Below are 13,241 nucleotides of genomic sequence, written 5' to 3' on the forward strand. Positions count from 1 at the left end.
TAAGCAATATGATAGAGAGTTAGATGCTATAAAATTCAAAAAAAGATCTCGATAATAATTAATTAACCGACAAATAAAAAAAATGAATTCTCAAATTTTATATCCAGAATCTGTGTATGCATACAGAATTGGAAAAGATAATAAAGTTACTATGGTAGCTAAAGGACATGAAGATGGTTATTCTAACATAGAAATTATTCCATCTATGGCTACGATTTATCCACCTATATATATGATTGTAGGAACTACTTCTACTTCAGTTGGATATTTTCCTTATGTAGTGCAGAAAACTGTTCCTTATTCTACAGATTTAGATTATGTCCAATTTCAAACATCAAATGGAACAGAAAGAATATTAGTTTATGATGTCATGGAGATTCTAGATAAAACACCAAATATTAAATTACTGATAGAAGCAGCAGTTAATGATAATCAAACCGTAGGTTATGCTTACAATTCTTTTAATATAAATAAAGCAATAGACGATGCAATAGCTAAATTGAGAAAAAAGTTTCCTAATGAAATTTCTGCAGAGTTAACTTCATCTGGATTTATAACCGTTGATTCTCCATTAAGTATAGCTTTTTATTATGTCATAATGGAACAAAAATTATAAAACCGAATTTTTTAGATTTGTTTAAACTCAACTTGTTTTAAAAGAGGTAGTATATGGTATGTATTACCTCTTTTTATAATATGAACTTATTAATTCGATCGAAGAATTGTTTTTTGTAAGTATCTCCAATAGGAAGATTATTTCCGTTAGATAAATAAACAGTTAAAGAATCAGTTTTAATTACATGCGCTAAAGCTACAATATATGATTTGTGAACTTTTACAAATTGTTTTGAAGAAAGCTCATTTTCAAAATGTTTTAACGTATTATAAGTAATGATTTGGTTTTCTTTAGTATGAATAGAAACATAATTTTTTAGGCTTTCAACATAAATAATATCTTTCGTATAAATTCGTTCAAAGTTATTTTTTCCATCAGTTTTTATAAAGGTAAACTCATCATTATTTGTTATTGTATTTTGAACTTCCTTTGGTTTTACTTTTAAAATAGCATTATAAAAACGTTCAAATTCAAATGGTTTTAAAAGATAATCAACTGCATTTAACTCATAACTTTCTATGGCAAACTGCGGGTAAGCAGTTGTGAATATTACATTAATTTTATCTTTTATGATTTTAGATAACTGTATTCCTGTTATTGTTGGCATTTGAATATCTAGAAATATCACATCTAATTCTTCTTTTTCAATAATTCCTAAAGCCTCTATAGGATTTGTAGTAGCAGCAACTAACTCTAAAAAAGGAACTTTCTTTACATACGATTCTAATAATCGAATTGCAGGAGCTTCATCATCAACTAATAAACATCTTAACTTTTTCATCATAGTTACTTTTTTAAAGGGATTTGTAAATGTGTACTATATTCTACATCATTTTCAATGAAATCAAAAATATAATTATTGTCAAATAAAAGCGATAAACGTTTTTTTAAATTTTCTCTACCAATTCCCTTAGAGCTATAATGTTTTACGAAAGCAATTTTATTTTTAGTTTTTAAATTCAAATGATTTTCTGTTACTTCAATATTGATTTCTGCCGGAAAACTTGGATCATTAACTATTCCGTGCTTAAAAATATTTTCAATAAAATGAATTAGCATGAGTGAAGGAATTTCTTGATTTCCAACGTCTCCTTTAATAAATAGGTTGACAAATAAATTATCTTCAAAACGTTTTTCATAGAAATACATATAATCTTTAATAAACTTAATTTCACGATGTAATGGCATGTAGTCTTTCTGTGCTTCGTAAGTTAAATAACGTAACAATTCTGATAATTTATGAATTCCTTTAGCCGTTTTTGGTTGTGTTTCTGCTAGTTCAGAATAAAATACATTAAGTGTATTGAATAAGAAGTGAGGCTCTAATTGGTTTTTTAAAGCGCCTAATTCTGCTTTTTGTTGTTCTAATTCCAGTAGGTAAATTTTATCTTTATTCTTTAAAAACACAAAAAGTAAATAGGTAAACGTACTAAAAAGAATAACTTTTAAACTGTAATATGAATTATCAAAAACATAGTACCAAAAAGCACGACTTTGTTCTGAATAATTATGAAATCCTGTAATTGCATATAAAACGACTTCTTCTAAAAAATAACGTATTGCTGGAAAAACAAAGAATAAAGAAATTTGTGCTAAAAAGAAATAAGTAAGGTTCTTTCTGGCTAAAGTCTTCGGACAAATTACTTTAATATTTAAAATGTAAACACTAAAAAAAGTAATGAAATAAGTGGTAGTTAAAACAACACCGAAAATATTAAACTGCTTTATAAATGTCTCATGACCAAGCGTTACATACTTTCTGAAGACGTTCATAAAAATAAGAACAAAACCAAACAGAAAGTGATATTTAAACTGATTCTTTATTTCCATACTTCAAATGTAGCTATTAAAGTTACGCTGTAAAGTTAGTTTAGCATCTAATTCCTGTTTTTTAGGACAAACCCCAAAAACTATACAACGAAATTGAAAGTGTAAAAAAACTAGGAGTTGATACTACAGAAAAAGTACTTAATGGAATTTTTAATAATATCGGTCAGATTGAAAATACTTTTGGAGTGTTGAATTTTAAAAACAGACTTTATGAGTATTAGAATTATTACAATCACAATCTGCTTACTAGGTCAAACAATCTTTAGTCAGAAAAAATTAATACAAGAACATTTTAAAGAAATCAAAACTTCAGATGTATTCATTTTAGGATCATTCCATTTTGCAAATCCAGGGTTAGATACATACAAACAGAAACATGCAGTAAATATTTTTTCCGAAGAAAAACAAAAAGAATTAAAAGAGCTGTTAAGAACGATTAAAAAATTCGCGCCAACAAAAATCGCTGTAGAGTGGAGGGCTTCTAAACAAAAAAAGCTAGACTCGTTATATAACGCTTACATAAAAGGAAATTTTAAACTGAAATCGAATGAAATTTATCAGATAGGTTTTCGACTGGGAAAATTGCTAGGACACAAAAAAATATACGCTGTAGATGCTTCTGCAAGAAATTTTAAAAGTGATTTATCAAAGAAAGAACATGAGGCAAAACAAGCGTATTTCATTGATAAAGCAGATGAGAAAATGCTAAAAAGAGAAATGAATATTGATAAAACATATTTCAGTTTATATGAAAAAGAAGACAAGTTAAAAACAGAGGTAAGTTTATTAGAATTTTTTAGAGTGTTAAATAATGATGATGTCATAAATCAAAGTCATGGACATTATTTGATCGGTGATTTTAAGATGGGAGAACGTGAAAAAAATGATTATTACGGAGCTGATAGAGCGATATGGTGGTACAGTAGAAATTTAAGAATATTTCAAAACTTACTTAACATTAACACACCAGGAGAAGATAAAGTTTTTGTACTGATAGGAGCAGGACACTTACCCATTTTAAATTTTTTAGCTAAAGCTTCTGTAGATTTTAAAATAACAACATTAGAACAAATTATAAATCAATAAAAACATAGAAATAATGAAATTAATTAAAATTTTAACCATAGGACAAATATTATTAGGAACATTAGGATTTAGTCAAGAAATAAAGTTCAACGCAGATAGAAAAGGTTTAGAAAGTAATGTTCAAAAAATAGAAGTATTAAACTTTGGAACCTTTCATATGGGAGAAACTTCAGATGAAAATAAAACTGAGTTTGATGAAAATGATAAAGAAAATCAAAAAGCAGTACACAAAATAGCAGCGATGCTCGCTAAATTTAAACCAACAGTTATTTTAGTTGAAACAAGACCAGAATACGATGAAAAATTACAAGCCTTATATAAGGAATATGTAAAGAATCCGAACATGAAATTTAAAAATCCAAACGAAGTAGAGTTGTTAGCTTATGAATTAGGAAGATTATCTGGTACTAAAAGAATTTACGGAATAGATCATAAAATGAGTTATAATTATAAGATTGCTGGTGAAATAAACAATGAAATTGATAAGGAAATGTTGTATAAATATTACCAAAACCCAATTCCATTTCACACAAACCTTAAAGTAGATAGAGATAATTTAAGTTTATTAAATCAATTAAAATTCTCTAATCACGATTTATACTTAGATTTTTTAATTACTGTGAATGCAGATATGTTAACACATGCAGGAACTAAAAAAGGTTTTGAAGGTGCAGATGAAGCAGCAAAATACTATCAAAGAAACTTAAGAATGTATTCAAATTTGAATAGAGTTAAATTAACAAAAGAAGATCGAGTTTTTATTTTAATGGGAGCTAGTCATACTGCGTTCTTTAGAGACTTTATAAGTAGAAGTCCGAAATATAAAATGGTAAACACATTTGATTATTTAAAGTAATTTAACTTTCGAATAATTTTAATGAGTACGATTTTTCAATTTTCTTGAATTGGATTTACATCTACAAACACTAGTCCACAAAAACACTTACGTTAAGCCACAAAATTAAGGTATTGTTCCTCTTTGAAGTTTCGACTGTTATTTCTTTAAATAATTTCCATTAATCAATTTTAAATTTATTAACCTTTATGTTAAAACAAATTCAAAACATAGGAAAAAGTTTAACTAAGAAAGAGCAGTTAAACATTCAAGGAGGATTTGCATCTCCTTGTAGAACCGCAGCAGATTGTCAATTTGTATTTGGTCCACATTCAAATCCAACAGGAGATTATTCTTGTGTGTATATGGATCCATACAATCAAAGAGTTTGTGTATCGAATTATTAATCAGTTAAATTAAGTACAATGTTAAAAAATATTCAAAGTTTAGGTAAGTCACTTACTAATACAGAGCAAAAAGAAGTTAAAGGAGGTTTCAGCAATCCAGGAGGAAGAACTTGCAGAACAAATAGAGATTGTTATGAAGGACATCCGTATTTAGGACCTGGAGATATTTCATGCAGATATAGTTTTGGAGGTGTAAAACGTTGCATTTTCAACTAGGGAACATATCGAATTAATTCATGAAAAATTAATTTTAAAAAGTATTAAAACATCTGATGTTTTAATACTTTTGCTTTTTAATTCAAATAAATTCTTATGAAAAAAAATATAATTGCTGTATTGGCTTTTACTATATGTATTTTTAGTGTAAAAGCTCAAGAAGAAAATAAAGTAGAAGGGTTTCAAAAAAATGATGTTTATATTTCAGGAAGAGTAAGTTATGGGGTTTCGTTTTTATCAGATTCTGGTAGGAGTTCAGAAGCGTTTATTTTTGCACCATCTGTAGGATATTTTGTGTCAGATAAAATAGCATTAGATTTAGGTGTAGTATTTAGTTCTTCTTTTGTAGAAAATTCATTTTTAGGTCAGCAAGAAAAAAAGCAAGAGTTTGGTTTTCGATTAGGAGGAGATTATTATTTTACTCCACAGAAAAGATTTTCATTTCTAATAGGAGCCGATTTATTTTTCAATAATGTTAGTTATGAATCAGGAGTACTTTCAGATGAAAATCAGTATGGAATTAATATTTCACCAGGACTAAACTACTTTATATCAAAGTCTTTTTCAATAAATGCCTCTGTTGGATCTTTAGGTTATGTGTATACTAAATCAGAATCAGATTTTATAAGTGGTGTAAGTACTTTTGTTTTTGACTTGAATTTATCAAGTATTGTTCTTGGATTAACTTACAGATTTTAAAACTATAGATTATATTCATAAATAAAAAAAGTCGAAACTATTGAGTTTCGACTTTTTTTATTGTTTATGTTTTGTTCTTATAAGTGAATTACTTCATCATAAGCATCAGCAACAGCTTCCATAACAGCTTCACTCATTGTTGGGTGAGGGTGAACTGCTTTCAATACTTCATGGCCAGTAGTTTCTAATTTTCTACCTAAAACAGCTTCAGCAATCATATCAGTAACACCAGCACCAATCATATGACAACCTAACCACTCTCCGTATTTAGCGTCGAAGATTACTTTTACGAAACCTTCAGGAGTTCCAGCAGCTTTTGCTTTACCAGAAGCAGAGAATGGGAATTTACCAACTTTAATATCGTAACCTTGCTCTTTCGCTTTTTCTTCAGTTAAACCAACAGAAGCAATTTCTGGAGTTGCATATGTACATCCAGGAATATTTCCGTAATCGATAGTTTCTGTGTGTAAACCAGCGATTTTTTCAACACAAGTAATTCCTTCAGCAGAAGCAACGTGTGCTAAAGCTGGACCAGGAGTTACATCTCCAATAGCATAATAACCAGGAATATTAGTTTGGTACCAATCGTTTACTAAGATTTTATCTCTATCTGTAACAATTCCAACATCTTCTAATCCGATGTTTTCAATGTTTGTTTTAATACCAACAGCAGATAAAACAATATCAGCTTCTAAAACTTGTTCTCCTTTTTTAGTTTTAACTGTAGCTTTTACTCCATCACCAGATGTATCTACAGACTCAACAGAAGAATTTGTCATTACTTTAATTCCTGATTTTTTGAAAGAACGCTCCATTTGTTTAGAAACATCTTTATCTTCAACAGGAACAATATTTGGCATATATTCAACAATAGTTACTTCTGTACCCATTGCATTATAGAAGTGAGCAAACTCAACTCCAATTGCACCAGAACCAACAACAATCATAGATTTTGGTTGTTGAGGTAATGTCATCGCTTCTCTATATCCAATTACTTTTTTACCATCTTGTGGTAAACTTGGTAATTGACGAGAACGAGCTCCAGTTGCAATAATAATATGATCTGCAGAATATTCAGTTACAGTTCCATCTTCAGCAGTAACATCTACTTTTTTACCAGTTTTAATTTTTCCAAAACCGTCAATGACATCGATTTTGTTTTTCTTCATTAAGAATTGAACACCTTTGCTCATTCCATCAGCAACACCACGACTTCTTTTTATTACAGCATCAAAGTCTTTGTCAATAGCTTCAGCCTTTAAACCATATTCATCAACATGTTTTAAGTAATCATAAACTTGTGCAGATTTTAATAAAGCTTTAGTTGGAATACATCCCCAGTTTAAACAAATACCACCTAAACTTTCCTTTTCAACTACAGCGGTTTTAAAACCTAATTGAGAAGCTCTAATGGCAGTTACATAACCTCCAGGACCAGATCCAATTACTATAATGTCGTATTTCATGTTATTTATTTTTACTTGTTGTTTGTTTTATTATTACAATTAGTATTAAAAAAATGTATTATTTTAATAATATTAGAGTCAAAATTAGACCTTATACTTTTCTTGCTCTGAACTTTTTCTAAAAGTTTTTCGCAATTAGAAGCATATTTGCTAATAAATTTTCGGAAACGTCTACCTTCTATGTTTCTTGGTACTTTATCTATTAAATCGTTACCTTCTTTACCAAGATAATAATGCATGCTCATAGAAGCCATAGACCCATCGGAGAAACCAGCAAAATAGGAAGCTAAAGAGTAAAGTTCTACAGGACCACTAACTTCTTTTTTTAATAATAAGTTTACTTTATCGCTTTTTTTGTAATGATATTTCGTAGAATCATTAAAAACTATACTCTTGACAAGAGTATGGTCAAAACCTTTTTTTTCATCTTCCTTTTTCAGTACAATTCTATGGTGTTTGATAATTTTAATTTCACCAGTAAGAACGGTGCCATTTTTAAGATGTAACGCGCCTAATTTATATCTACCAGAAGAACCTAATTTATTTTGACTCAATAGAGATATTGAAACAAAACATAGCATAAGGAAAAAACTTTTTTTCATAAATACATAGTTTTTACATTCTTTCAGGAACATCAATACCTAACAAACGGAATGCAGAAGCAATAGTATCTGCTACTTTTTTTGCTAATTGAACTCTAAAAATCTTTTTATCTTCATTTTCTTCTCCAAGAATAGACACATTTTGATAGAAAGAATTGAATTCTTTAACTAAATCATATGTGTAATTAGCAATTACCGCAGGAGAGTAATTCTTTGCTGCTTGCTGAATTACTTCAGGATATAACTCTAATTGTTTGATTAATTCCTTTTCTTTCTCGTGTAAATCAATTCCTGAGACAGTTTTAGAATGATCAAAATCTGCTTTTCTTAAGATAGATTGAATTCTAGCAAAAGTATACTGTACAAACGGACCTGTATTTCCTTGGAAATCTACAGAAGCTTGCGGATCGAATAAAATTCGTTTTTTTGGATCTACTTTTAAAATGAAGTATTTTAAAGCTCCTAGTCCGATAATTCGATATAATGATTCTTTTTCTTCGTTTGAATATCCTTCTAATTTCCCTAATTCTTGAGAAATTTCACGAGCTGTATTTGTCATTTCATCCATTAAGTCATCTGCATCAACAACAGTTCCTTCACGCGATTTCATCTTTCCAGATGGTAAATCAACCATTCCGTAACTTAAATGATATAATTGATCAGCCCAATTGTAACCTAACTTTTTTAAGATTAAGAAAAGTACTTTAAAGTGATAATCTTGTTCGTTACCAACTGTATAAACCATTCCGTTTAAATCAGTGAAATCTTTAGCACGTTGAATTGCAGTTCCAATATCTTGAGTCATGTATACCGCAGTTCCATCCGAACGTAATACCAATTTTTCATCTAAACCATCTTCAGTTAAATCACACCAAACAGAGCCATCTTCTTTTTTAAAGAATACTCCATCTTTCAATCCTTGTTCAATAATATCTTTTCCTAATAAATAGGTATCACTTTCGTAATATAATTTATCAAAATCGACACCAATATTTTTATATGTTACATCAAAACCTTCATACACCCAACCATTCATTGTTTTCCAAAGTGCTACAGTTTCTTCATCACCAGATTCCCATTTACGTAACATTTCTTGAGCTTCTAAGAAAATAGGAGCTTGTTTTTTAGCATCATCTTCACTCATTCCGTCAGCAACTAAATCACTGATTTCCTTTTTGTATTCTTGATCGAATTTTACGTAGTAATTTCCAACTAATTTGTCTCCTTTTAAACCTGTAGACGCTGGAGTTTCTCCGTTACCAAAACGTTTCCAAGCCAACATCGATTTACAAATATGAATTCCTCTATCGTTAATGATTTGAGTTTTGTAAACTTTATGACCGGCAGCTTTTAAGATTTCAGAAACTGAATATCCTAATAACACGTTACGAACGTGGCCTAAGTGTAAAGGTTTATTAGTGTTTGGCGAAGAATATTCAACCATTCTAGCATCTGTACTAGAAGTTACAAAGCCATACCTTTCGTTAGTCGCGATTTCGTTAAAGAAATTGATGTAAAAACTATCATCAATAACTAAGTTTAAAAATCCTTTTACAACATTAAAACTAGATACTTCTTGTACGTTTTCTACCAAGTAATCACCTAAGTCGTTTCCAATTTGAACCGGATTTCCTTTTTTGTATCGTAATAAAGGGAAAACTACTACAGTTATATCTCCTTCAAAATCTTTTCGGGTTGCTTGAAATTCTACAGATGGAATTTCAGTTTCGTATAATTTTTCAAACCCTTCTTTAACCTTCGCTTCTAGTAACGATTGTATGCTCATTAGTTGACTTATTTCTTTTAAATCGAGTAGCAAAATTACATAATTTTATTGGTTTATTTGGCTCATTTCTGGTCATATTACTGTAGTTTTGCAATATGGATAAAGACCTTGAAAATCTTAGAGAATTAGCTCAAGAAAAGCTACAGGAGAATAAAAAATACTTTCAGAAATTAAAAAAGCGTACTCCTAAACGTCTAGATTTAGTTGTTCGAGAGATTCATGAAGAAGAATTTGAACGAACAGATTGTTTAAACTGTGGAAATTGTTGTAAAACTACGAGTCCGATGTTTACTTATAAAGATATTGAACGCATAGCGAAACATTTAAAAATGAAAGTAGCTGATTTTGTTGCTCAATATTTGCGTATCGACGAAGATGATTTTCATGTATTACAAACTTCACCTTGTCCTTTTTTAGATTTAAATGATAATTCTTGTTTCATTTACGATGTTCGTCCGAAAGCTTGCGCAGAATATCCACACACCAATAGAAAAAAGTTTATCCAATTGGCAAATCTTACCATTAAGAACACAGAAGTTTGTCCTGCTACTTACAGGATTCTTGAGGAATTAAAAAAGAGATTACCTCAATCTTAAGTTTACTCTTTGTCACATATTACATGAATTTTATAAATGCTATGAAAATTAAAAAAATACTTTTTTTACTATTACTCGTACATGCTATTTTATTAAAGGCTCAAGGATATTCTGTTTCAAAGTTTCAGAAAATAAATGAAGTTAACGGAGGCTTTACAGGAATGTTGGATATCGACGATTCTTGGGGAATATCAATTGATAATATTGGTGATTTAGATGGAAATGGTGTTAATGATATTGCAGTTGGTGCATTTGGAGATGACGATGGAGGTTCTAGTAGAGGAGCTGTTTGGATTTTATTTTTAGATACAGACAATCAAGTAATTTCTCACACAAAAATTAGTAATACTTCCGGAGGTTTTACAGGTGTTTTAGATAATGATGATAGATTTGGAGGAGCTGTATCTTATCTAGGAGACATAAATAATGACGGATTAATAGAATTAGCTGTTGGCGCAGATTATGATGGCGATGGTGGATTTTGGCATGGTGCTGTTTGGATTTTAAGTCTTAATAATGATGGAACTGTTAATTCGCATAGGAAGATTAGTGATACGCAAGGTAATTTTTTAGGTTTTATCAATGGAGATGCAATTTTTGGAACAGATATAGAAAATATTGGTGATTTAGATGGTGATGGAATACAAGATTTAGCAGTTGGATCTAGGAGAGATGGAGATGGAGGATCGAGAAGAGGAGCAGTTTGGATTTTATTTATGAATGCTGATTTAACTGTAAAAGATTTTCAAAAGATTAGTAGTACACAAGGTAATTTTTCTGGAACATTACAATTTGAAGATTTCTTTGGAGGTTCTGTCGCTAACATTGGTGATTTAGATGGTGACGGAGTTAGCGATATTGCAGTTGGAGCTTACCGAGATGATGATCAATTAGTTAATTCTGGAGGTTTTTATATTCTTTTTCTAAATACAGATGGAACAGTAAAAAATCACACAAAGATTTCTAATTTAAATGGAGGTTTGTCTAATACAGTATCAGCAAATGCATTGTTTGGTGAGTCTATAGATGGAGTTACTGATATTGATAATGATGGAAAAATAGAAATAATAGTTGGTGCATTGCGCGAACGAAATAATATTTCATTTACTCAAACAGGTGGTTTTTATATTATAGAATTAAATAGAGATGGAACAGTCTCAGAAGATTTTTTATATACTTATGGAGAAAATTGCTTCACAGGGAATTTAGAAGATGGAGATTTTTTCGGAGGTTCTGTATCTGTACTTAATAATACTTCTGGAAATATTTCTTTTGCTGTAGGTGCATATAGAGATCGAGAAAATGGAGGAAGAAAAGGAGCAGTTTGGATTTTAGAGTTAGGTGATAAAAAAGAGTATAAAAGTTCTTTTGAAAATACTTCACTATGTGGTTTAAATGACGGAAGTTTTACTATTTCTGAATTGTTAGCGAATACTAATTATAATATATCTTACAGTTTAAATAGTGTCGCAACGACAATTCAACAGCAATCGAATTCACAAGGAGAAATTGAAATTGCGGGACTGTCAGCAGGTAAATATGAAAATATCGAAATAAGTCGAATAGGTTTTACTTGTGTAAGTACTTTAGATCCTATTGAAATACTTAATGCTGATTTTATTCCAGAATATAATAAAACTGATCCAACTTCGTGTGGTACTGCTGATGGTGTTATTGAAATATCAAAACTAACACCTAATGAAACCTATGTAGTAGATTATTATTTGAATAGTGTTCTAGTTCGTAATAATTATACAGCAAATTCTGCTGGAGAAGTATTTTTAACAGGATTAACATCAGGAAGATATGAGTATATCATGATCATTGGTACAACCACACCTTGTTCAGATGGTTTGGGACTTATGGAGTTAACAACTACTGAATTAAATGCGACTGTAACTTCTTCGAATGAGTCCTTTTGTGGTTTAAACGATGGACAAATAGAAATTGCAAATTTAACACCAAATACTTTTTATGTAATTAATTACAGTTTTAATACTAATAATATTACAATAGAAGAGCAATCTAATTCACAGGGAGAAATTGAGTTAATAGGTTTATCATCTGGTAATTATGAAAGCGTAGAAGTGAATCAACGAGGTGCTAGTTGTTCTAAAATGTTAGGAAATATTGAAATAGAACAAGCAAATTTTCAAATTGAATTTGAAAAAACAAACCCTACTTCATGTGCAGTAGCAGATGGAACTATTTCAATATCAAGATTATTATCAAACACCTTATATAATATTTCTTATTTAAAAGAAGGAGTGCGAGTTGATAATAATTATAACTCAAATTCGGTAGGAGAAATTACACTTTCAGCATTAGAACCTGGCAGATATCAAAATATAGAAATAACAGATATAGCTAATTCATGTACTGATGAAATAATAGCTGTAGATTTAAATACCATATCTTTTTCTCCGTCTGTTTACGCAACAAATTCTTCATCTTGTAAAGTTAACGATGGTTCAATCGTATTTTCTAATCTATCTGTCAATCAGTTTTTTGAGGTGTCTTTTGAGTTTGAAGGAAATAATGAAAATTTAAGGATTCAGTCTAATAACTCTGGAGATCTTGTAATTTCTAGTTTAAAGTCAGGGATTTACGAAAATGTGTTTATTAGAGATGTTGATACAGGTTGTAATACAACGCTACCAGATTTGAATATAATATGTGTTCCTGATGAAATAGAATGTTTTAAAACGAAGACCTTTTTTACACCAAATAATGATGGATATAACGACAGTTGGTCATTAGAAATGCTTAATTCGTGCGATTATATTGTTTATATCTATGATAGGTTTGGAAAAGAATTAGCTCGTTTAACTCCATCGTCACCTTCTTGGAACGGAATGTACAATGGTAAAAGATTGCCTTCAAATGATTATTGGTACTTAGTAGAATATACCAATAATTTAGGAGAAACAAAATACTTTAGATCACATTTTGCACTACGAAGAATTTAAGATTCTATTAGTTTTACACTTGTATTTGTGAGTATATTGTAGTTTTTAGCAAAGAAAATTGTCAATTTCGTAGTTTTTCTTAACAGAGGTAAATTTTGTAACCTAATTTTTTTACTAACATTGTTATATCAAA

General features: G+C 29.8%; 13 protein-coding genes. 8 read left to right on the plus strand and 5 right to left on the minus strand.

Translation table 11 applies throughout. The features are described from left to right. Nucleotides 1-82 precede the first annotated feature (82 nt). A complete protein-coding gene (locus AQ1685_RS08535) occupies nt 83-616 on the plus strand; it encodes a hypothetical protein (RefSeq protein WP_095071237.1) in 534 nt (177 codons plus the stop codon). A 73-nt stretch (nt 617-689) separates the two neighbouring features. Here the strand turns inward: AQ1685_RS08535 and AQ1685_RS08540 are convergent, their stop codons facing one another. Together AQ1685_RS08540 and AQ1685_RS08545 are read right to left on the minus strand one after the other, a co-directional pair. Further along, entirely contained in the window at nt 690-1,397 is a 708-nt protein-coding gene (locus AQ1685_RS08540; RefSeq protein WP_095075033.1) for a LytR/AlgR family response regulator transcription factor, read from the minus strand. 5 nt (nt 1,398-1,402) lie between these two features. Next, a complete protein-coding gene (locus AQ1685_RS08545) occupies nt 1,403-2,446 on the minus strand; it encodes a sensor histidine kinase (protein ID WP_095071239.1) in 1,044 nt (347 codons plus the stop codon). A 210-nt stretch (nt 2,447-2,656) separates the two neighbouring features. Between AQ1685_RS08545 and AQ1685_RS08550 the strand changes: the two genes are divergently transcribed. From AQ1685_RS08550 to AQ1685_RS08570, 5 genes are all read left to right on the plus strand, one after another. Beyond that, nucleotides 2,657-3,532: a DUF5694 domain-containing protein gene (locus AQ1685_RS08550; RefSeq protein ID WP_095071243.1), complete on the plus strand. Its 876-nt coding sequence runs from the start codon at nt 2,657-2,659 to the stop codon at nt 3,530-3,532. 13 nt (nt 3,533-3,545) lie between these two features. Beyond that, nucleotides 3,546-4,388, plus strand: coding sequence for a DUF5694 domain-containing protein (locus tag AQ1685_RS08555; protein ID WP_231970283.1), 843 nt, complete (start codon nt 3,546-3,548; stop codon nt 4,386-4,388). 188 nt (nt 4,389-4,576) lie between these two features. Next, nucleotides 4,577-4,774 carry a hypothetical protein gene (locus AQ1685_RS08560; RefSeq protein WP_095071247.1) on the plus strand — a complete coding sequence of 66 codons (198 nt, stop codon included), beginning with the start codon at nt 4,577-4,579 and terminating at the stop codon, nt 4,772-4,774. An 18-nt stretch (nt 4,775-4,792) separates the two neighbouring features. Next, on the plus strand, nt 4,793-4,990 hold the full coding sequence (locus AQ1685_RS08565; protein WP_095071250.1) for a hypothetical protein: 198 nt from the start codon (nt 4,793-4,795) through the stop codon (nt 4,988-4,990). A 96-nt stretch (nt 4,991-5,086) separates the two neighbouring features. Further along, nucleotides 5,087-5,689: an outer membrane beta-barrel protein gene (locus AQ1685_RS08570; RefSeq protein WP_095071253.1), complete on the plus strand. Its 603-nt coding sequence runs from the start codon at nt 5,087-5,089 to the stop codon at nt 5,687-5,689. Nucleotides 5,690-5,766: 77 nt separating this feature from the next. On the opposite strand, the gene lpdA is transcribed toward AQ1685_RS08570, so the two are convergent. The 3 genes from lpdA to argS are packed head-to-tail and all read right to left on the minus strand — an operon-like array spanning nt 5,767 to nt 9,543. Next, entirely contained in the window at nt 5,767-7,155 is a 1,389-nt protein-coding gene (gene lpdA / locus AQ1685_RS08575) for a dihydrolipoyl dehydrogenase (RefSeq protein ID WP_095071255.1), read from the minus strand. A gap of 11 nt (nt 7,156-7,166) precedes the next feature. Further along, on the minus strand, nt 7,167-7,757 hold the full coding sequence (locus AQ1685_RS08580) for a hypothetical protein (protein ID WP_157730160.1): 591 nt from the start codon (nt 7,755-7,757) through the stop codon (nt 7,167-7,169). 13 nt (nt 7,758-7,770) lie between these two features. After that, nucleotides 7,771-9,543 (minus strand): arginine--tRNA ligase, encoded by a 1,773-nt coding sequence (argS, locus tag AQ1685_RS08585; RefSeq protein WP_095071261.1) that lies wholly within the window; start codon nt 9,541-9,543, stop codon nt 7,771-7,773. 95 nt (nt 9,544-9,638) lie between these two features. Between argS and AQ1685_RS08590 the strand changes: the two genes are divergently transcribed. Both AQ1685_RS08590 and AQ1685_RS08595 read left to right on the plus strand, forming a co-directional pair. Further along, complete coding sequence (locus AQ1685_RS08590; RefSeq protein ID WP_095071264.1) at nt 9,639-10,139, plus strand: YkgJ family cysteine cluster protein; 501 nt, start codon at nt 9,639-9,641, stop codon at nt 10,137-10,139. Between the two features lie 41 nt (nt 10,140-10,180). Beyond that, on the plus strand, nt 10,181-13,108 hold the full coding sequence (locus tag AQ1685_RS08595) for a T9SS type B sorting domain-containing protein (protein ID WP_162288569.1): 2,928 nt from the start codon (nt 10,181-10,183) through the stop codon (nt 13,106-13,108). Nucleotides 13,109-13,241: the final 133 nt, after the last annotated feature.

This window comes from Tenacibaculum jejuense, assembly GCF_900198195.1.
GTDB classification, from domain to species: Bacteria; Bacteroidota; Bacteroidia; order Flavobacteriales; family Flavobacteriaceae; genus Polaribacter; species Polaribacter jejuensis.

Bases quoted from the DNA above. Each gene is read 5' to 3' on its own strand.
- lpdA (WP_095071255.1), bottom strand. From the start codon at position 7,155: ATGAAATACGACATTATAGTAATTGGATCTGGTCCTGGAGGTTATGTA.
- AQ1685_RS08550 (WP_095071243.1), top strand. From the start codon at position 2,657: ATGAGTATTAGAATTATTACAATCACAATCTGCTTACTAGGTCAAACA.
- AQ1685_RS08555 (WP_231970283.1), top strand. From the start codon at position 3,546: ATGAAATTAATTAAAATTTTAACCATAGGACAAATATTATTAGGAACA.
- AQ1685_RS08560 (WP_095071247.1), top strand. From the start codon at position 4,577: ATGTTAAAACAAATTCAAAACATAGGAAAAAGTTTAACTAAGAAAGAG.
- AQ1685_RS08545 (WP_095071239.1), bottom strand. From the start codon at position 2,446: ATGGAAATAAAGAATCAGTTTAAATATCACTTTCTGTTTGGTTTTGTT.
- AQ1685_RS08590 (WP_095071264.1), top strand. From the start codon at position 9,639: ATGGATAAAGACCTTGAAAATCTTAGAGAATTAGCTCAAGAAAAGCTA.
- AQ1685_RS08535 (WP_095071237.1), top strand. From the start codon at position 83: ATGAATTCTCAAATTTTATATCCAGAATCTGTGTATGCATACAGAATT.
- AQ1685_RS08580 (WP_157730160.1), bottom strand. From the start codon at position 7,757: ATGAAAAAAAGTTTTTTCCTTATGCTATGTTTTGTTTCAATATCTCTA.
- AQ1685_RS08595 (WP_162288569.1), top strand. From the start codon at position 10,181: ATGAAAATTAAAAAAATACTTTTTTTACTATTACTCGTACATGCTATT.
- AQ1685_RS08565 (WP_095071250.1), top strand. From the start codon at position 4,793: ATGTTAAAAAATATTCAAAGTTTAGGTAAGTCACTTACTAATACAGAG.
- AQ1685_RS08540 (WP_095075033.1), bottom strand. From the start codon at position 1,397: ATGAAAAAGTTAAGATGTTTATTAGTTGATGATGAAGCTCCTGCAATT.
- AQ1685_RS08570 (WP_095071253.1), top strand. From the start codon at position 5,087: ATGAAAAAAAATATAATTGCTGTATTGGCTTTTACTATATGTATTTTT.
- argS (WP_095071261.1), bottom strand. From the start codon at position 9,543: ATGAGCATACAATCGTTACTAGAAGCGAAGGTTAAAGAAGGGTTTGAA.